Genomic DNA, 19,217 nt, shown 5'->3' on the forward strand with positions numbered 1-19,217 from the left:
CCCCATCGGGCCATCCCCTTTTCATCAACTAAATCAATGAATACTTTCTTTCATACTGTTGGTTATATAGGAAGGTACATCTTCTTTCGGAATCCCAAGTACGTAAGAAAATTCATCGCAGATCATCTTTTCTGCTTCCTGGAGCATCCGTTCATCAGCCACGTGCAGTTTCTTCCCACGTGCCACAACCTTCTCCCGATGTTCCATCAACATTTTAATCAACTGAATTAACTCAAAAGTGTCCGCCCGGCTGGTCATGTCTTTAAAGTGTTCCTTCCGGGCCCGTTCATCAGCCATCCATTCCTCCTGAACTTCTGGAATCGCACGAATCTTTGCATCAATTTCTTCTTTTGTCAATACATATCGCATCTTTGATGTCAGCTTTTCGTTATTTACCGGAACAAATATTGTGGAATTCGCTGCATAAATCGGCTTCAAAATATAATACTCCACCATCCGGCCGCCGCAATCTCTTTCATCAATGTCTACCACCTTGCAGACACCATTTGTTCCATACAATACCATATCATTTACCTGAAACATTCCGATTCACCTCTTTCTGTGGAAATGCCCTGTAAAATGTTTATTATAAGAAAAAGCGTCTTGTTTCACACAACTGGATTTACGTTCCACTTCCTGTAAACAACACGCTGTATTACTATTATAACCCATTTTTCACAAAAATGTTATAGGCATTTTATACGAAATTAACAACATTAATATTTGTATACAATGAATAATTGACAATTTTATACGATATAACTTCGTGATTATGCCATTACACATAATCTGCAAAAAAGTGTATAATCTAATAATTATAAAATACACACGGAAAGGATCGTAAATCATCGATGAATAAAATATTTGACAAGTTGAATCCCTGGCTTACAAAAGCCTACGCACTGGGTGCAGCTCTCATTTTATTTGAATGGGATAATGAAACAGAAGCGCCGGAGGCGGCTTCCGAACTGACCGCCCGCGCCATTGAAGTGCTTTCCAATGAATATTATGAGACAATTATTAACAGAGATGTTAAAAAATTATTGAATCAACTTTCAGAAGAAAAAAATCTGACCGATAAAGAAAGGGCCATCCTGAAGGACCTAAAAAAGCAATATGAAAGTATGGAACCCATTCCTCCGGAAGAATATCAGTCTTACCAGGGGCTCATTGCAAGAGCGCCTTCTATTTGGGCCAAAGCGAAAGCGGCCGATGATTATAATATTTTCGCACCGACACTTAAAGAAATTATCAACTATCAGAAAAAATTTATTAAATATCGTCTGAAAGCCGGTAAAAAGAAAATAACTCCATATGATCTCCTTCTGGATGACTACGAGGAAGGCTTCACCACGAAAGAACTGGATGTCTTTTTTGAAAAGCTCAAAAAAGAAATTGTCCCGTTGATTCAGGCAGTAAATGCAAAAAAGGATAAAATCAATAAGGAATATAATTACCGGGACTATCCTGTTGAGCTTCAAAAAACCTTTAATCGTAAACTGGCAGAACACGTGGGTTTCGATTTTGACCGGGGTGTCATAAAAGAAAGTGTCCACCCATTTACAACAAACCTGCACAACAAGGATGTTCGTATCACAACAGCCTACCGTGAACATAATCTGGAAAGCGCCCTGTTTTCAACGATCCACGAAAGCGGCCATGCTCTGTACGAAATGCACATTGCCGATGAGCTGACAACAACGCCGGCCGGCACCGGCACTTCCATGGGCATGCACGAAGGACAGTCCCGTCTTTTTGAAAACAACCTTGGGCGCAGCCGTGCCTTTTGGGTACCCCTTTTCCAGAATTTAAAAGACACTTTTCCGGAACAACTGGCCGATATCGATTTGGATACATTTATTCTCGGCATTAACAAATCTTCACCGAGTCTTATCCGTACCGAAGCGGATGAACTGACCTACTCGCTCCACATTCTCATCCGGTATGAAATTGAAAAGATGATTTTTGAAAAGGATGTGGATATTGATCAACTTCCGAAAATATGGTCAAAAAAATATGAAGAATATTTGGGAGTAAAACCGGAAAAAGATTCCGAAGGCATCTTGCAGGATATTCACTGGGCCTGCGGAAATTTTGGCTATTTTCCTTCCTACGCACTGGGAACGGCCATTGCCGCACAGATTTATGCCCATTTAAAACAAGTCATGCCATTGGACGAACATTTGAAAAATGGAAATTTCCAGCCAATTAATGATTACTTAAAAGACCATATTCATCGTTATGGAAAAACTAAGACAACCAATGAAATTCTCATAGATATGATGGGTGAAGGCTTTAATTCTCAGTATTATATCGATTATCTGAAAGAAAAATTCGAAAAATTATATAATGATTTATAAAGCAAAAGGGATAAGCCACATTCAGTCGTTTATCCCTTTGCCTTCATACATCTCAATATAATGCTTTATAAATTCCAAGCACAGTTTCCAGAGTTTCATAAACCCTGGTCTCCGGATAATTTAGAATTCCGGAAAGCAAACGGTTCAGGTCCTGAATAGTACCTACTGGCTGAAGTTTCTGATAAGTTTTATAAACTTCCGTAAATAAAGCATAATCAAACCGCCTCCTGATTCAAAGCTCGGATTTAGAGTAATTTCTGCAGATCCCTGATATCTTCCAGTATAATATCCGCAGCCGCGATTTCTGCTTTTGTTCCAAAACCATAAGCACAGCCGGCTGTATACACTTTATGATATCTGGCCACCTCCATATCGTGGAAACGGTCACCGACCATAAGATATTCGGAAGGATATTCTTCTTTAATCACATTGAAAATTTCATATTTTGGTTTCTGGTCATAGTCGCCGCTGCAATACATATGCTCAAAATAATTTCGCAGGCCGAAAGACTCAGCATGGGTATCCATATAGGCTCGTCCGCAATTGCTCAGATACAGCAGGTGATACCCCTTATCCTTAAGGTACTGGAGCGTCTCCAGAGCTCCGTCATAAAGAACCGCTTCTTTATGACGGATTTTCTCTGTCATAAAACGTCCGACTTCTCCGGCATAGAACATCTTTTTCTCCTGTGAAAATTCAGGCATAAAAGAATCCCACATGTCCTGAACACTATAACCAAGCCATTTTGTAATTTCTTCATCCTGAAATTCCCGTTCCGGTGCATCTTTGGCAGACACCATTTCCCGATAAACCTGACGGAATGCCTCCACATAGATTTTGGCACTGTCGTGGAGAGTTCCGTCATAATCAAAAATAATCGTTTTTACGTCTTTCATTGCCTTTTTAATCATATCTGGCGGAAAAGATTTGCCATTTCGATAGCGCTGAGCGCACAATCGTAACCTTTGTTTCCAGCTTTTGTACCAGCCCGTTCAATAGCCTGTTCAATATTATCTGTAGTGAGCACACCGAACATTACCGGCAGACCAAATTGAAGGGATACGGACGCAACGCCTTTGGACACTTCCGCACACACATAATCATAATGGGATGTAGCACCTTTGATAACTGCACCAAGACAGATGATCGCATCATATTTTTTGCTCTGAGCCATTCTCTGAGCTGCCACAGGGATTTCAAATGCTCCCGGTACCCATGCAACTTCGATATCCTCTTCATTCATGCCATGACGCACAAGACCGTCAATAGCCCCGCTAAGTAACTTCGAACCGATAAATTCATTAAATCGTGCGACGATAATTCCTACTTTTAATCCTTCAGCAACCAGTCTTCCTTCAAATGTTTTCATTGTCATATCCTCCATTTTATCTTAAATTTATACGTTGATCATTTTATTTATAAGTCAGCCAGTGACCCATTTTTTCCTGTTTGGTTTTTAAATAAAAAGCGTCATCCTTACCAAGTTCCATCTGAATCGGAACTCGCTCAACAATAGAAAGTCCGTAGCCTTCAAGGCCATAAACCTTTTCCGGATTGTTTGTCATAAGACGCATTTCTTTAATACCCAAATCCACTAAAATCTGTGTACCAATGGTATAGTCACGCATATCTGCAGGGAAGCCCAGTTTGATATTCGCTTCGATCGTATCATAGCCCTGATCCTGAAGCTCATAAGCACGAATCTTGTTGATCAGACCGATACCACGGCCTTCCTGACGCATATAAAGAAGTACACCGCGGCCTTCGGCTGCAATCCGCTTCATAGCTGCATCATACTGCTGACCGCAGTCGCAGCGGCCGGATCCTAAAGCGTCACCGGTAAGACACTCGGAATGCACCCGGCACAACACCGGTTTTCCATCCCAGATATCGCCTTTAACTAAAGCGACATGGTGTTCTCCGTTCAGCTTATTGATATATCCATAAATTTCAAAATATCCATAGCGGGTCGGCATTTTCGCCTTTGCAACACACTCTACAAATTTCTCATGGGTTTTGCGGTAATGAACCAGATCTTTTACCGTTCCGATCTTCAAGCCATGCTTTTCAGCAAACTTTACAAGCTCCGGCGTCCGGGCCATCATGCCGTCTTCTTTCATGATCTCGCAGCAAAGTCCGACCGGTTTCAATCCGGCAGCTTTCAATAAGTCGACGGTCGCCTCCGTATGTCCCCGACGTTCGATCACACCGCCGTTTCTCGCCAATAATGGGAACATATGTCCCGGACGGCGAAAATCTTCCGGTCTTGCGTCATCATCCACAGTTTTCATTGCCGTAATCGAACGCTCATAGGCAGAAATACCTGTGGTCGTACTCACATGGTCAATCGATACAGTAAATGCAGTTTCGTGATTATCTGTATTATGAACACACATTTGATGAAGTTCTAATTTATCTACATATTCTTTTGCCATTGGCATACATATAAGACCTCTGGCATGGGCCGCCATAAAATTCACATTTTCCAATGTGGCAAATTCTGCGGCACAAATCACATCCCCTTCATTTTCTCTGTCCTCATCATCAACAAGAACAATATTCTTTCCGGCTTTCAAATCTTCTAAGATTTCCTCAATGGTGTTGAATTTAAATGTTTCACTCATCTTTTAAGTCCTTCTTTCTTTGTTTGGTAAAATCGATTAGATAAAACCGTATTTTCTTAAATAATCTTCGTTAATCGTTTCCTTCACAGGTTCCTGTGTATCCTCTTGTCCCTTCATAAGCTTTTCCACATACTTACCGATCAGATCATTTTCCAGATTTACCTTATCTCCGGCTTTCTTCTTTAACAATGTGGTTTCTTCTCCCGTGTGAGGAATGATGGAAACCTTAAAGACTTTATCATCCACATAAGCCACTGTCAGGCTGATGCCGTCAATGGTTATGGAACCTTTCTCAATAATATATCTTAAAATACCAGGAGCAGCCTCAACCGTCACCCAGACTGCATTATCTTCCCGCTCCAGCGACAGCACTTTTCCAGTGCCGTCCACATGACCGCTGACAATATGTCCGCCGAGCCGGTCACAGAGACGTAACGCCCGTTCCAGGTTCACCTTATCTCCCGGTCTTAAATCTCCCAGATTGGTCCTCCGGATAGATTCGGCCATGACATCCGCATCAAAAGTCCCTGAGCCAAGCTTTGTTACAGTCAGACACACACCGTTTGTACATATACTGTCCCCAAGTTTTGTTCCCTCAAGAACCTTACTGGCGGCAATTGTCAGCACGGAAGATTTGGCACCGTGTTTCACACCCTTTAAAACGCCCATTTCTTCAATAATCCCTGTAAACACTCTGCTCACCCTCTTTCTTTTATATATCCGGTAATCTTTATATCATCGCCGATCATTTCTGCCTTCCAGTCCGAAACATGCCAGGCTTCACTTAATGCTGCGATTCCCCGGCCTTCCACTGGTGTTTTTGCACCTTCACCGCCAATGAGTATCGGTGCGATATAAAACTGTACTTTATCTACAATTCCAGCCTTTAAAGCGCCTTCTGCCAAACGTCCGCCGCCTTCCAGCAGAATACTGTCAATTTTCATTTCTCCCAGACGCTCCATGAGGATATTCAGATCCACATGACCGCCATCGTCGGCTGACACCCCGATGACTTGAACCCCCTGAGCCTCCAATCGCTCTTTTTTCGCCGCATCACTCTTTTCCAGAGTAGCTACAACAAGAGGAAACTCTTTGGCGGAACATACGAGTTTGGACGTCTCAGGAATGGACAGGTGACTGTCCACAATAATCCGAACCGGCTGTTTTCCCCCTGGAATTCTGCAATTTAACATCGGATCATCCGCCAGAACCGTACCGATGCCTGCCATGATTCCTGTCAATTCATGCCGCAGACGATGAACCTCTTCTCTGGACGCTTCACAGGATATCCACTGGGATTCGCCGTCTGCTGTGGCAATTTTTCCATCCAACGACATGGCGGCTTTCAAGAGAACGAAGGGCCGCTTCGTAACGATATATTTCATAAATACTTCATTTAATGCAATTGATCTTTCAGCCAAAATTCCGGTAATTACAGGAATGCCTGCATTTCGAATCTTCTCAATGCCCCGGCCTGCCACAAGGGGATTCGGGTCCAATGCACCGACCACCACCCGACCGATCTTTTTTTCCACAATCTTATCTGCACATGGCGGTGTTTTGCCATAATGCGAACACGGTTCCAAAGTCACATACATGGTAGCTCCGGTCACGTCTTCCACTGCATTTTTAAATGCATTCACTTCTGCGTGCCCTTCACCTGCACGAATATGATAGCCTTCACCAATAATCCGGCCATTCTTTACGATCACTGCCCCAACCAGGGGATTCGGAGTTGTTGTTCCCCGGCCTTTGGCTGCCAGTTCAAGAGCACGCTCCATATACATTTCATCAATTTTCTTTTGTTCTTCCGGATAACTGTTCGTCATCTTCATTTACGCCTTCTTTCTCCGGTAAAAATATGCCCGCATGGGCGCACGCCGTCAAGCTACGTGCGATATAATATAATAAAAAGCCACAAACCATATGCAGGGCTGTGACTTTATCCATCATACATAACACAAATTGAAAGCAAAAAAGCTCTGGAACCTGTCATTCCAGAGCATAGCAAACAAAACTGTATACGTCATTCACTTCTTTCATCCAGACTATACTGTCGGCTTCGGAATTTCACCGAATCGGCCTCTCGGCTCGTGGGCTGTACCACCGGTAGGGACTTTCACCCTGCCCTGAAGTCGATATTCAATTTACTTTAATTATCATAATCCTTTTTGCCTATAATGTCAAGTCTTATATCCCTTTACCGTTATTTACCTGATCTGATAATCGAGTACCGCCGATAGCTGTTCCATTTTTTCTTTGATTTCCTTAAGCGTCATACTTTCTGAGACACTTAAATCTCCGAAAACAGCGCCGTTTCGACGTCCGCCGTCAAGAAAGAAACAATCCATACTGGTACATTTCCGATAATCGATATTTGTATTTTTCGGAAGAATCATTCCGGTAATCGGTGTGATATGATACCGGCCATCGACAATACTTTCAATAAAGTCAAAATATATAAATTTCATCTTTTCGTTAAGATAAGCATATTGACGCTTATAGATATTGGAAACCTCAATAAATTCCGGCCGTGAAACTGCCATATAGGACGGATAACTCCCCTGCCATCCATGGGTCAAAAAGACTTTCTGAAGTTTTTCCCTGATATAAGAACGAAAATTATTCATATCCCGGTCGCTCTCATACAGTCCCTGATGCTCCCGGCCACACTCTTCCAACAAATGATTCAGCGTCTTAAAAATCGTATTTCCCTTTAATGAACGCAGCGTGTACAATAATTCCTGTATAAGTTCTTTATCGTTACATTTATTTTTCGTAAAGTAACCGGAAAGTCGTCTTAAGCCCAGACCGGCAAAAAACTCTGCTCCTTCTTTCATCTGAGACGAATCCAATGTCCACTCCACCTGTTCAGAATCATAAAGTACCGTAGACTTGCCGAAACCAATCTGTGTTGTAGGCGCCAAATAAAGTTGAAGGTAAGGTTTGATAAATTTAAATATTTTTAAGGCTTTTTGCTCATAAACGTTCAGAAAATGTTCGCCCAATACCTGACTTTTCTGTTCGATGGCTTCCATCGTTTCATACACAAGATTCCATGGCAGGCCAATAGAGTCACTTTCCAACTTCAATGTATGTACACGATAGTTCCAAAGCCGGACACCGCCCCGGAAGGATGCAAAAGAAAATGCACTTTCCTTTGGTACCTGTCCCTCTCCCGCAGATGCGGGACGATTTGTAAAACTCAGTCGGTAACGACCATTCTCCAGACGCTCGCCCCGCAGATTCTCCATAAAGATTTCTTTTGGGTGGCGGCCATCCTCAATCAACACATCCTGAAATTCCACATCAATGGCAAAGCCCTGGCTCATCTGAACATTCACTGAAAAATTCCGGTCTTTGATCTTATAAGGTATCTTCCGTTTTCCGACCAGTTCACGATAAAAAGCCAGCAATACCCTCTGTTCTTCCGTATGAAATTGTTGAACGAATTGATGAAATTTTTCATCCACAACATCATAATTCGACATAAAAAGCCCCTTACTCTAAAATATAGCTTAATCCTTACTATTTTAGCACGACTGCTCATCGGATGCAATCATTCTTTATTCTCAATCACGATCTTTCGCGTCATTTCATCCCGCATGAGCCGCTGCCATATCTGAGCCACCGGAAGTCCGACCACATTATTATAGTCTCCATGAATTTCCCGGATAAACACCGATCCCCGTCCCTGGATCGCATAGCTGCCCGCTTTATCCATCGGTTCCCCGGTGCGGATATACTCTGTCAGCTGTTCTTCATCCGCGGGATACATGGTCACATCCGTTTTTTCATAAAACACCTGGGTCTTATCGGCCATCACCATACAGACACCCGTATAGACCTGATGGGTCTTTCCCTGAAGAAACCGGAGCATTTTCAGAGCATCCGCTTCATCCTTTGGCTTTCCTAAAATTACGTTGTCCAATGCTACGATCGTATCCGCCCCAATGACCAGCGCATCCGACTCTGCACGGCGGAAGATATCTTCTGCTTTGTCCATAGCCAGGCCCATAACAATCTGGGCCGGACTGTTCCCCTGCATTTTTTCTTCTTTCTGACTCGGTATAATTTCGAATTTCAATCCAATCTGCATTAACAGTTCCCGCCGTCTCGGAGATGCGGATGCTAAAATAATTTTACTCATTTTACATTCCTCCCAGATACAGTATACCCGTCAAAACAAGGATTTTCAACGGTTACTTTCCCAGCATCTCCGGCATGTTGCTCCAATACATTTTCGGCATCATGCTCATGCGGCAACGGGGATTTTCACGCTCTTTGATACCGATCGTCTCATAAAATTGCTTCCACCACTTTTCAAAATCCTTCTGACTGTCAGAAACATCTGAAATTATCCGCTGAGACGGGGTCACATCCTTTGTGATCCACCAGCCCCTGCCAGCTTCATGGACACATACTTCGTGCCGCCGTTCATCATAAATCATCCAATTTTCCATCGGATATCGATCAGCAAAATGTTCTGCTGCCAAAGGCAGCTGATGATGTTTAGGTGCTATTTTTGCAAAAAGAATTCCACTGTTTAATTCCCTGAAACGGACAAAACCGTAAAAATGATCCTTTTCTCTCATAACTCCTCTTTCTAATTTCAGCATCCGATTCACGACCGGATCTGCCAGTTGTTCCGTCACTTTGCTGCCAACACCAAATCCTAAAACAAGGAATCGATAAATTGTATCTGCTTTATCCATATAACAGGACATGGCCGCATACTTTATCAAATGCCAGGCATATCCGGAAATTTTATGAATCACCGCATCCGCCACCCGCATAGCCTTATCCACATCTGTCTCTACAGGAATCATCTCAGCAAACAGAGAGGGTTCCACGTAATCTCCTGCCTCAATCGATTGAAATTCATGACCGTAGCGGCTCATATAAGCCGCATGAACAGCTGATAAAATGCCTTCCAGCGAATCTTCACACATATAAATTCTCGGCGATTTCATACGACCACCTCCCTCAGGGCCGGCAGAGGGATCTGCCACTGGCCAGCCTGACGATCATCAAACAGCGATAATTGATGATAACCTGAAACCGATTCCCGGACTTCTATCGGAAGCCGCTCATGTACAGAAAGAAGGTTTCTCGTGATTGAATCTTCATTAAAATTTATCCGGTACATCATCTTGCCTGAACAGGTAATAAAATAAACAGCCCGCTTCAGAACAACGCCTATTCTCTTCAGATCATTAAAATTCAATGTGGTATGACGACGAGCCTGACAAATCCGACGTGCCCCCGTCACCCCGATTCCCGGCACTCTGAGGAGCATCTCATAAGATGCACGATTCACTTCCACCGGAAACTGATCAAGATTCCGAAGCGCCCAGTCGCACTTTGGGTCCAGTGCGATATTAAAAGAATCGTGCTGCTCGCTTAACAGTTCATCGGCCCGAAATCCGTAATATCTCAAAAGCCAATCTGCCTGATAGAGGCGATGTTCCCTCAAAAGAGGCGGTTTCGTATCCACCGAAGGTAGTAGGTTATCTTCATTCACGGCAATATAAGCCGAATAAAATACTCGTCGCAGAGCGAACTTTTTATACAGAGCTTCCGCCACTGAAATGATCTGGTAATCACTTTCCGGCGTAGCTCCGACCATGACCTGGGTGCTCTGCCCCGCAGGAACAAATTTCGGCGCATGGCGATACACCATCAATTCTTCTTTGTTCTCTAAAATTCCCTTCTGCACCTGACGCAGTGGTTTCAGGATCATCTTCCGGTCTTTATTCGGTGCAAGTTTTTTTAATCCTTCTGCCGTTGGCAATTCCAGATTACAACTCATTCGGTCCGCATAAAAACCGGCTCTTCGAATTAATTCTTCATCTGCTCCCGGAATGGATTTTACATGAATATACCCATGAAACTGGTACTTATCACGCAAAAGATGCAGTGTCTCCAAAATCAGCTCCATCGTATAATGAGGATTTTTCACCACGCCGGAACTCAAAAAAAGCCCTTCGATGTAATTTCTCCGATAAAATCCCATAGTAAGCCGGCAGATTTCTTCCGGTGTAAAGGTTGCCCTCGGCACATCATTGCTCAATCGATTTTTGCAATATTTGCAATCATATATACAATCATTGGACAATAATATTTTCAATAACGATATGCACCGGCCATCAGACGCAAAGCTGTGACAAATTCCGCAGGCTCTGGAATTCCCCATGCCTTTACCACCACTTTCTCGATCCACTCCCGAAGATGTACAAGCCACATCATATTTAGCTGCATCTGCTAAAATCATCAATTTCTTCTGTAACGGATCCTCTGGCGCCATATATTCCATTTCTCTGCCCCCTTCAGTCAATCAAAATCTTTTTGCCATCACTTATATCATATATAAATTTATTATATCACACATATGTTCTTTTTTCAAACATTTGTTCGAAATCTATACTGTATTAATTCCTCTGTCACCCGACGAGTCGTCAGACTGACAGATACTTAGGCAACAAAAACGCACCTTGGGGGCACCCTCTGCAAAGAAGGTGCCCCCAAGGCGACTCTTGTATGACTGAATAATATCCTCATGAAGGTTTTAAAGTTTTATAAATCCGGGTGGGTTCCAAAATATTCCATGGTTCCTGCCTTATCTTTATGAATCTGATTCTTCAGTGCATCCACACCGTCGAATTTCATTTCCGGCCGCTCAAAACGGAAGAGCTGTACTTCAATCTCTTTACCGTAAAGACTGCCTGAAAAATCATACACATAGGTTTCCATCCGTTTGCTGTTATTCTCTGCAACGGTCGGATTAAAACCAATGTTTGTTACTGAATGATACACATAGTCGCCGACAATGGTCCGTGACGAATAGACGCCGTTCGGCGGCATGATCTTATGCATCGGCGGCATCACATTTGCCGTCGGCATGCCAAGTTTCCGGCCAAGCTGGCGGCCGTGAACCACTTCCCCCGACACAGCAAAGGGCGCTCCGAGCATTTCTGTGGCAAATTCCATATCTCCCCGCCGGATAGCTTCACGAATAAGGGTGCTGCTCACGTCCTTAAATTCCTTTCGTCCGGTAAACCGCCCGTTCTCATAAATCGGCGCTTCAATCTGCAGTTTCTGACAGACGTCCGCTGTAAAACCCATTGTCTTTCCAAGTTCGATCAACATGTCCACATTTCCCCGACGCTCATGTCCGAAATGGAAATCACTGCCGGAAACAATGACTTTAGCCCCCAGCCCATCCACAAGAACATCCTTTACAAAATCTTCTGCCTCAATTCCGGAAGTCTCTTTTGTAAAAGGAAATTCAATCAACACGTCGATACCCATTTTCTCCGCCCACCTTACCCGTTCCTCCCGGGTAAAGATTAAATCCAGCGGCTTATTCGACAAAAGTGATGCCGGATGAAAATCGAATGTAAACATGACGGCCTTAAGGCCTTCCGCCTTATGCTGTTTAATCTTTTCTATCAAAATCTGGTGTCCCCGGTGAAGGCCGTCAAACTTTCCCAGTGCCACCGCCGTATTTTCCAAATGTATATCTCTTGTTCCTGTAATATAAATCATGCCGAATCTCCTACCGATTACACAAACATTTTTTCATTTTTAAACATTCTGTGCCGTCCGTCATAAACATAGACCGCACAAAACTGTCCCTGACTGTCGTAAACCCGAAATTTTTCACCGGATTCCGGCTCTCTTTTTTCTTCAAGGACCATATCCTTCCTGTAAAGCATATTTCCATTATATAATAGGCGGTCAACCGCCGCACCGGTTCGTCCTGCCGGCCACATGCTGAACATACTGTCGATGGAGCGGATGAGGTGATCGATCTGCTGATTCTGAACACAGTCTTCCACCTGGGCCAGTGTCAAGGCATCCTCAATTTTAAAAACACCGACCCGGGTACGGATAAGCTTTTCCATGGCTGCCCCGCAGCCAAGCCTCTCACCGATATCATGGCACAAAGTGCGGATATACGTACCTTTTGAACAGTGCACACGCATATGTACGTGAATTCCATCTTCTTCCAGCCCAAGCAGCTCCAGCCCCAATATTTGTACCCGACGGGGTTTTCTCTCAACGACCCGACCTTCCCGGGCCAGTTCATATAATTTTTTCCCCTGGACCTTCAATGCCGAATACATGGGCGGAATCTGGTCATAATCACCGAGAAACTGATGCATGACTGCTTCCAGTTCTTCTCGTGTCACATGGACCGGCGACTCTCTCAGAACATTTCCTGTCATATCCTGGGTATCTGTAACCACACCGAGCCGCATGACCGTCTCATAGACTTTATCCTTATCCGTCAGCAGGTCACAGACCTTCGTCCCCTTGCCAAGGCAGACCGGGAGAACGCCGACCGCCTCCGGGTCTAACGTTCCTGTATGTCCGATTTTCTTTTGTTTTAATATTCCCCGAAGCTTCGCCACCACATCATGGGAAGTGAATCCTGCTTCTTTATAAATATTAATAATTCCGTTATACATCTGTCTCCAGCTGCCCTTCTATCGCTTCCAAAAATATTTTTAAAGGCTCTTTATAGCTGCCATGAACCGTACATCCCGCAGCCCTTACATGACCTCCGCCGCCGAAGATCGCCGCCACTTTATTGACATCCACATAACGCTTTGACCGGAAACTGAATTTGCATGTTCCCTCTTTCGTTTCAGAGATAAGAATCGCTACCTCGATGCCCTTCGTCAAACGGAGCTGCTCCACAATGCCTTCTAAGTCATTATGATCCGCACCGAACCGCTCAAACATTTCCCGATGAACGACCGTATAAATACAACGGCCTTCAAAAACACAGATACTGTTTAAAAGCGCCTGTCCCAAAAGCTGCGCCTGGATATAGGAACGCTCGTAAAAAACTTCATCGATAAAGCGGCCGCTGTCCACGCCAATAGCCATCAGATGTCCGGCAATCTGCATGGTATGCTCACTGGTACTGGAATATTTAAACACACCCGAATCGCAGATAATCCCCATATACAGAGCCTCTGCCGCAGCCAGGCCGATTTTGTCCCTGTCCAGAAGATCATACACCACTTCGCTGGCCGAGCTGGCCTCTCCCACAACATGATTCACCTGGGCAAATTGGGTATTGCTCACATGATGGTCCACATTGATCGTTGCCTTTGCCATATCAAAATAAAGCTCAGCGCCCTGTGTCAGCCGGTCCTTTTGACTGGTATCCAGACAGATGAACAGATCATACACTTTCGGCTCTGTTCCCGGCTGCTGAATCTCTTCCGCTCCCTTTACCAGTTTATAGCTGTCGCTGATCGGCTCGAGATAAACATCCACCGAAATATCCGGATAGTTTTCTCTGATATAATTGTAAAGTCCCATGCAGGAACCGACACAATCACCATCCGGTCGGGTATGACCGGCAATGGCAACTGTCTGGCTCCCCATGATCTGATTTTCAAGAAAGCTCCTCATCCTCATCTTCCTCTTTTAAATCCTTATTGACTTCCGAAATCATTTTTGACATATTGACGCCATATTCAATCGACTGATCCATAATAAAAGTGATGGCCGGTGTATTTCTCAGATTCACCGAATGGGCCAGCTCTTTACGGATAAAGCCCATTGCACTGTTTAAGCCTTCCAGCGTCGCTTTCTGTGCCGCCTCGTCACCAAGAACGCTGATATACGCTTTACAGCTCTTTAAATCCGGAGCCACTTCCACCGCTACCACGGAGGTCAGCGAAGAAATCCTCGGGTCTTTAATCTCACGCGAAATAATCCGCCCCAGTTCTCGCTGAACTTCTCCGTTGATACGGGTATTTTTAATACTGTTTTTTCTCATATAATTCCTTTCTATCTTGGAATCTCTTCCATAACGAAGACTTCTAACTGATCGCCTTCTTTAATATCATTATACTTTTCAAGGGACATACCGCATTCATAACCAGCGGCCACTTCTTTCACATCATCCTTGAAACGTTTCAGAGATGCCAGTTCACCTTCATGAATGACCACATTGTCACGAAGGAGACGAACTTTAGAATTCCGTTCGATCTTTCCGTCAAGCACATATCCGCCGATGATCGTACCCACGCCGGATACTTTGTACGTCTGACGCACTTCCGCATGTCCGGTGATCTTTTCACGGAATTCAGGATCCAGCATACCTTTCATGGCAGCTTCAATATCCTCAATGGCATTGTAAATTACCCGGTACAGACGCATATCGACTTTTTCCGTCTCTGCTACCGTCTTTGCCATATTATCCGGACGTACATTGAAACCAATAATAATAGCATTTGAGGTAGATGCCAGAGTAACATCGGATTCATTGATCGCACCAACGCCCCCATGAATGATCTTAATGGCTACCTCATCATTGGAAAGTTTCAGCAGACTCTGTTTTACAGCTTCCACAGAACCCTGAACATCGGCTTTGACGATCAGGTTCAGCTCTTTGATCTGTCCAGCCTGGATCTGATCAAACAGGCCATCCAGTGATAACTTGGATTTTGTATCTGCCAGCAGTTTTTCCTTCTTCTGTGCAATAAATGTCTCAGAAATAGAACGTGCCTCTTTTTCAGTATTTGTAGAAATAAATACCTCTCCGGCTTCCGGCACATCATTCAGGCCAAGAATCTCCACAGGGATGGATGGACCGGCTTCTTTTACACGGCGCCCCTTATCATCTACCATGGCACGAACCTTTCCGAAGGCAGAACCAATGGCCAGACAATCACCCACGTGAAGGGTTCCTTTCTGAACGAGAACGGTTGCCACAGGGCCTTTGCCCTTATCCAGCTGAGCCTCAATTACAAGACCTCTTGCTCTACGGTTCGGATTGGCTTTTAATTCACACATTTCAGCCTGAAGAAGAATGGAATCCAGTAAGTCATCCAGACCTTCACCCGTATGAGCGGACACAGGGACAAACAGGGTTGTTCCACCCCAGTCTTCAGGAACCAATTCGTATTCCGTCAATTCCTGTTTGACACGCTCCACGTTGGCGCTCGGCTTATCAATCTTGTTAATGGCAACGATAACTTCAATACCGGCCGCCTTTGCATGACTGATGGCCTCTATCGTCTGAGGCATAACGCCATCATCGGCAGCAACAACCAGAATCGCAATATCCGTAGACTGGGCGCCACGCAAACGCATGGCAGTGAACGCTTCATGTCCCGGAGTATCGAGAAAAGTAATTTTTTCCCCCTTTACATCTACCACATAAGCGCCAATATGCTGAGTGATACCGCCGGCCTCTCCTGTAGTGACATGGGTATTACGGATAGCATCCAGAATGGATGTTTTGCCGTGGTCAACATGACCCATAACACAGACTACCGGTGGTCTTGGCTGTAAATCTTCTTCTTTCTCTTCCTCTTCTTTGAGAATTTCCTCAATCGGATCAATAACGACTTCATGTTCACAGAGCACGTCGTATTCCAATGCGATTTCTTCCGCTTCGTCATAAGTGATCTCTGTATTCAAAGTGACCATCTTACCGCCGAGGAATAATTTCTTAACAATTTCAGCAGCGGAGACCTTCATCTTATCTCCCAGTTCTTTAATCGTAATGACCTCTGGAAGAATAATATTGGTAACCTTTTCCACAACCGGCTTCGGCTTCTGTGTCGGCGGCTGAAGATTCGATTTCTTGGACAGTGGCTTGCCGCCGAAGCCTTTCTTGCTGTTTCTTCCATCAGTGACACTCTTCACCGGCTTCTCTTTATCTTTATAGTTTCTCCGATTTTCACGGGATGTATCCTTGGAGACAACAACTTCTTTGCTGATGGCATTATCCAGATTAAACTTGCCTTCACCGCGGCCACCGCGGTTGTTATTGTAACCGCCCTGACGATTCTGACCATTATTATTAAACGGGCGGCGTTCGCCGTTGCCTCCCTGGCGGTTCTGACCACCATTATTATATGGACGACGTTCGCCGTTGCCTCCCTGACGGTTCTGGCCATTATTATTGAATGGTCGACGCTCGCCATTGCCTCCCTGGCGGTTCTGGCCTCCATTATTATACGGACGACGCTCGCCGTTGCCTCCCTGGCGGTTCTGGCCTCCATTATTATATGGGCGACGTTCACCATTACCTCCCTGGCGGTTCTGACCATTATTATTAAACGGGCGGCGTTCGCCGTTGCCTCCCTGGCGGTTCTGGCCTCCATTATTATATGGACGACGCTCGCCATTGCCTCCCTGGCGGTTCTGACCATTATTATTAAACGGGCGGCGTTCGCCGTTGCCTCCCTGACGGTTCTGACCGCCATTGTTATTTAATGGACGCCGCTCACCGGCTGTCGGCGCTGTCTTTACCGGCGCTTTTTCCTGTGGTGCCGCTTTTGGAGCCTCCGGTTTCTTCACCGGCGGCGCTGTAAAATACTTTCTGATCTTATCCGCATGATCATCGCCAATGGTGCTCATATGACTTTCAACGATCACGCCATGACCTTTCAATGCATAAATAATGTCCTTGCTGCTTTTATTTAATTCTTTCGCTAATTCATGTACTCTTATTTTTGACATATACCTACCTCCGTCTACATCCGTTCTGAATCAATCTGTTTCTTTATGGCGTTACAAAAACCAGTATCTTCCAAAGCTAAAGAGGCCCGAAGCTCTCTGCCAATGGAAGCTCCCAATGTCTCTTTCGTACCATAAATATACATAGGCACTTTATAAAAGGTACACATATTTGTAAACTTTTTCTTTGTATTATCCGAGGCATCCGCCGCCACAATGACCAGCGCCGCCTTCCCGCTTTTTACGGATTTCTCCGTAGAAAACTCTCCGCTTTGGACTTTCCTTGCTCTGGCAGCCAATCCAAGATAAGATAACACTTTATCCTTTGTCAATATGACTCATCTCCTCTTCCAACTGCTGATAAACCGTTTCCGGTATGGCTGTTTTTAAAGACCGCTCCAGTCCCCGATTTTTCATGGCCTGCTTCAGACAATCCATATTCGGACATATATAAGCACCCCGGCCGTTTTTCCGTCCGGTGGCATCGATACAAATTTCATTTTCCGCCGTCTTTATGACCCGAATCATATCACGCTTGCTTCTCATCTCCCGGCAGCCGGTACACTGCCGCATAGGAACTTTCTTTGCGACCATTATTCCTCCATACCATCTTCCATATAATCTTCCTCATAACCTTCTTCGAAGTCTTCCTCTGCCATGATATCTGCTTCGTCATCGGCAGCCTGAGCCGCTTCATAGGCCTGGGATTCACTCTTAATATCAATCTTATAACCCGTCAGACGGGCGGCCAGTCTGGCATTCTGTCCTTCCTTACCAATAGCAAGCGATAATTGATAATCCGGTACAATAACAGATGCCGTCTTTTCTTCTTCATCTGCGTCAACAGAAACAACTTTTGCCGGACTCAGTGCATTTTCAATAAAAACAGCCGGGTCTTCATTCCAGTTTACAATGTCAATCTTTTCACCCCGAAGTTCATCCACTACGGCGCCGACTCTGGAACCATTCACACCAACACAGGCGCCCACCGGATCCACATCCGGGTGATTGGAACGAACAGCAATCTTTGTTCGGGAACCGGCTTCACGGGAAATACTGCAGATTTCCACCGTACCGTCACGAACTTCTGCAACTTCATATTCAAATAAACGTTTTACCAGTTCCGGATGGGTCCTGGAAACCGTGATCTTCGGTCCTTTTGTTGTATCTTTAACTTCCACAACATAGAGCTTGATACGTTCTGTTGGCTGGAAGTATTCACCCTTCACCTGTTCGGCCTCTGTCAGCACCGTATCCACTTTCCCGAGGTTGATACTGATATTCCGTCCCGAATAACGCTGTACAATGCCTGTCACAATATCCCGCTCTTTATCGAAATACTGATGATAGAGGGATTTCCGCTCTTCCTCACGAATCTTCTGGACAACAACCTGTTTTGCCTTCTGAGCTGCGATACGTCCGAAGTTTCTCGGTGTCACCTCAATATGGACAATATCGCCCAGTTCACAGTGAATATCTCTCAGCCGCGCATTTGCCAGACTGATCTGAAGAACATCATCCTCCACCTCTTCTACAACTTCTTTTTCCGCATAAACAACCACATCACCGGTGTCTCTGTTAATATTTACCCGGATATTGTCCGCTTTGCCATACTCGTTTTTGCAGGCAGCAACCAGTGAATTTTCCATAGCTTCCAGTAAAATGTCCTTGCTGATGCCTTTCTCTTTTTCAATCTGATTCAAAGCTTCGATTAATTCGTGTCCGTTATTCATTTTCT

The 19,217-nt window shown here is 44.7% G+C and carries 19 protein-coding genes and 1 riboswitch; of the genes, 1 reads left to right on the top strand and 18 read right to left on the bottom strand.

The genetic code is table 11. The features are described from left to right. Positions 1-33 precede the first annotated feature (33 nt). Complete coding sequence (locus EV212_RS09485) at positions 34-543, bottom strand: CarD family transcriptional regulator (RefSeq protein WP_132092353.1); 510 nt, start codon at positions 541-543, stop codon at positions 34-36. A gap of 308 nt (positions 544-851) precedes the next feature. Here EV212_RS09485 and EV212_RS09490 point away from each other — a divergent pair, with 308 nt between their 5' ends. Continuing rightward, positions 852-2,360 carry a carboxypeptidase M32 gene (locus EV212_RS09490; RefSeq protein ID WP_132092356.1) on the top strand — a complete coding sequence of 503 codons (1,509 nt, stop codon included), beginning with the start codon at positions 852-854 and terminating at the stop codon, positions 2,358-2,360. Positions 2,361-2,605: 245 nt separating this feature from the next. Here the strand turns inward: EV212_RS09490 and EV212_RS09495 are convergent, their stop codons facing one another. The 17 genes from EV212_RS09495 to nusA all read right to left on the bottom strand — a co-directional run bounded on the left by EV212_RS09495 (position 2,606) and on the right by nusA (position 19,212). Then, a complete protein-coding gene (locus EV212_RS09495; RefSeq protein ID WP_132092359.1) occupies positions 2,606-3,271 on the bottom strand; it encodes an HAD family hydrolase in 666 nt (221 codons plus the stop codon). Then, entirely contained in the window at positions 3,268-3,729 is a 462-nt protein-coding gene (gene ribH / locus EV212_RS09500) for a 6,7-dimethyl-8-ribityllumazine synthase (protein ID WP_132092362.1), read from the bottom strand. The genes EV212_RS09495 and ribH overlap by 4 nt, the downstream gene beginning before the upstream one ends. 43 nt (positions 3,730-3,772) lie before the next feature. Then, entirely contained in the window at positions 3,773-4,984 is a 1,212-nt protein-coding gene (locus tag EV212_RS09505; protein ID WP_132092365.1) for a bifunctional 3,4-dihydroxy-2-butanone-4-phosphate synthase/GTP cyclohydrolase II, read from the bottom strand. Positions 4,985-5,020: 36 nt separating this feature from the next. Beyond that, positions 5,021-5,677 (bottom strand): riboflavin synthase, encoded by a 657-nt coding sequence (locus tag EV212_RS09510; RefSeq protein WP_132092368.1) that lies wholly within the window; start codon positions 5,675-5,677, stop codon positions 5,021-5,023. Positions 5,678-5,682: 5 nt separating this feature from the next. Continuing rightward, entirely contained in the window at positions 5,683-6,819 is a 1,137-nt protein-coding gene (ribD, locus tag EV212_RS09515) for a bifunctional diaminohydroxyphosphoribosylaminopyrimidine deaminase/5-amino-6-(5-phosphoribosylamino)uracil reductase RibD (RefSeq protein ID WP_243115523.1), read from the bottom strand. Between the two features lie 192 nt (positions 6,820-7,011). Continuing rightward, a riboswitch (FMN riboswitch) is annotated at positions 7,012-7,125 on the bottom strand. Positions 7,126-7,194: 69 nt separating this feature from the next. Beyond that, a complete protein-coding gene (locus tag EV212_RS09520) occupies positions 7,195-8,475 on the bottom strand; it encodes a hypothetical protein (RefSeq protein WP_132092371.1) in 1,281 nt (426 codons plus the stop codon). A gap of 68 nt (positions 8,476-8,543) precedes the next feature. Then, entirely contained in the window at positions 8,544-9,134 is a 591-nt protein-coding gene (locus tag EV212_RS09525; RefSeq protein ID WP_132092374.1) for a Maf family protein, read from the bottom strand. A 52-nt stretch (positions 9,135-9,186) separates the two neighbouring features. Next, the gene (locus EV212_RS09530; protein WP_132092376.1) at positions 9,187-9,957 is read right to left on the bottom strand and encodes a TIGR03915 family putative DNA repair protein; all 771 of its coding nucleotides are present in this window, start codon (positions 9,955-9,957) and stop codon (positions 9,187-9,189) included. Next, on the bottom strand, positions 9,954-11,300 hold the full coding sequence (locus tag EV212_RS09535; RefSeq protein WP_132092379.1) for a putative DNA modification/repair radical SAM protein: 1,347 nt from the start codon (positions 11,298-11,300) through the stop codon (positions 9,954-9,956). The genes EV212_RS09530 and EV212_RS09535 overlap by 4 nt, the downstream gene beginning before the upstream one ends. A gap of 260 nt (positions 11,301-11,560) precedes the next feature. Continuing rightward, the gene (locus EV212_RS09540) at positions 11,561-12,532 is read right to left on the bottom strand and encodes a bifunctional riboflavin kinase/FAD synthetase (RefSeq protein ID WP_132092382.1); all 972 of its coding nucleotides are present in this window, start codon (positions 12,530-12,532) and stop codon (positions 11,561-11,563) included. Positions 12,533-12,549: 17 nt separating this feature from the next. Next, entirely contained in the window at positions 12,550-13,458 is a 909-nt protein-coding gene (gene truB, locus EV212_RS09545) for a tRNA pseudouridine(55) synthase TruB (protein WP_132092385.1), read from the bottom strand. After that, positions 13,451-14,416: a DHH family phosphoesterase gene (locus tag EV212_RS09550; protein ID WP_243115524.1), complete on the bottom strand. Its 966-nt coding sequence runs from the start codon at positions 14,414-14,416 to the stop codon at positions 13,451-13,453. The genes truB and EV212_RS09550 overlap by 8 nt, the downstream gene beginning before the upstream one ends. Further along, entirely contained in the window at positions 14,400-14,786 is a 387-nt protein-coding gene (rbfA, locus tag EV212_RS09555) for a 30S ribosome-binding factor RbfA (protein ID WP_132092391.1), read from the bottom strand. The genes EV212_RS09550 and rbfA overlap by 17 nt, the downstream gene beginning before the upstream one ends. A gap of 11 nt (positions 14,787-14,797) precedes the next feature. Then, a complete protein-coding gene (gene infB / locus EV212_RS09560; protein ID WP_132092394.1) occupies positions 14,798-17,482 on the bottom strand; it encodes a translation initiation factor IF-2 in 2,685 nt (894 codons plus the stop codon). Positions 17,483-17,496: 14 nt separating this feature from the next. Next, positions 17,497-17,814 carry a L7Ae/L30e/S12e/Gadd45 family ribosomal protein gene (locus EV212_RS09565; protein ID WP_408609158.1) on the bottom strand — a complete coding sequence of 106 codons (318 nt, stop codon included), beginning with the start codon at positions 17,812-17,814 and terminating at the stop codon, positions 17,497-17,499. After that, positions 17,798-18,073 (bottom strand): RNase P modulator RnpM, encoded by a 276-nt coding sequence (gene rnpM / locus EV212_RS09570; RefSeq protein ID WP_132092400.1) that lies wholly within the window; start codon positions 18,071-18,073, stop codon positions 17,798-17,800. The genes EV212_RS09565 and rnpM overlap by 17 nt, the downstream gene beginning before the upstream one ends. Then, on the bottom strand, positions 18,073-19,212 hold the full coding sequence (gene nusA, locus EV212_RS09575) for a transcription termination factor NusA (RefSeq protein WP_132092403.1): 1,140 nt from the start codon (positions 19,210-19,212) through the stop codon (positions 18,073-18,075). Before nusA ends, rnpM begins: the two co-directional genes overlap by 1 nt. Positions 19,213-19,217 lie beyond the last annotated feature (5 nt).

The sequence above is a fragment of the Frisingicoccus caecimuris genome, from assembly GCF_004340975.1.
GTDB lineage: Bacteria > Bacillota > Clostridia > Lachnospirales > Lachnospiraceae > Frisingicoccus > Frisingicoccus caecimuris.

What these genes read in the sequence shown, in the direction of transcription:
- EV212_RS09535 (WP_132092379.1), bottom strand. Translation starts at nt 11,300, where the DNA reads ATGGAATATATGGCGCCAGAGGATCCGTTACAGAAGAAATTGATGATT.
- EV212_RS09550 (WP_243115524.1), bottom strand. Translation starts at nt 14,416, where the DNA reads ATGAGGAGCTTTCTTGAAAATCAGATCATGGGGAGCCAGACAGTTGCC.
- rbfA (WP_132092391.1), bottom strand. Translation starts at nt 14,786, where the DNA reads ATGAGAAAAAACAGTATTAAAAATACCCGTATCAACGGAGAAGTTCAG.
- EV212_RS09490 (WP_132092356.1), top strand. Translation starts at nt 852, where the DNA reads ATGAATAAAATATTTGACAAGTTGAATCCCTGGCTTACAAAAGCCTAC.
- infB (WP_132092394.1), bottom strand. Translation starts at nt 17,482, where the DNA reads ATGTCAAAAATAAGAGTACATGAATTAGCGAAAGAATTAAATAAAAGC.
- EV212_RS09495 (WP_132092359.1), bottom strand. Translation starts at nt 3,271, where the DNA reads ATGATTAAAAAGGCAATGAAAGACGTAAAAACGATTATTTTTGATTAT.
- ribH (WP_132092362.1), bottom strand. Translation starts at nt 3,729, where the DNA reads ATGAAAACATTTGAAGGAAGACTGGTTGCTGAAGGATTAAAAGTAGGA.
- EV212_RS09540 (WP_132092382.1), bottom strand. Translation starts at nt 12,532, where the DNA reads ATGATTTATATTACAGGAACAAGAGATATACATTTGGAAAATACGGCG.
- nusA (WP_132092403.1), bottom strand. Translation starts at nt 19,212, where the DNA reads ATGAATAACGGACACGAATTAATCGAAGCTTTGAATCAGATTGAAAAA.
- ribD (WP_243115523.1), bottom strand. Translation starts at nt 6,819, where the DNA reads ATGAAGATGACGAACAGTTATCCGGAAGAACAAAAGAAAATTGATGAA.
- rnpM (WP_132092400.1), bottom strand. Translation starts at nt 18,073, where the DNA reads ATGGTCGCAAAGAAAGTTCCTATGCGGCAGTGTACCGGCTGCCGGGAG.
- EV212_RS09530 (WP_132092376.1), bottom strand. Translation starts at nt 9,957, where the DNA reads ATGAAATCGCCGAGAATTTATATGTGTGAAGATTCGCTGGAAGGCATT.
- EV212_RS09505 (WP_132092365.1), bottom strand. Translation starts at nt 4,984, where the DNA reads ATGAGTGAAACATTTAAATTCAACACCATTGAGGAAATCTTAGAAGAT.
- EV212_RS09520 (WP_132092371.1), bottom strand. Translation starts at nt 8,475, where the DNA reads ATGTCGAATTATGATGTTGTGGATGAAAAATTTCATCAATTCGTTCAA.
- truB (WP_132092385.1), bottom strand. Translation starts at nt 13,458, where the DNA reads ATGTATAACGGAATTATTAATATTTATAAAGAAGCAGGATTCACTTCC.
- EV212_RS09485 (WP_132092353.1), bottom strand. Translation starts at nt 543, where the DNA reads ATGTTTCAGGTAAATGATATGGTATTGTATGGAACAAATGGTGTCTGC.
- EV212_RS09525 (WP_132092374.1), bottom strand. Translation starts at nt 9,134, where the DNA reads ATGAGTAAAATTATTTTAGCATCCGCATCTCCGAGACGGCGGGAACTG.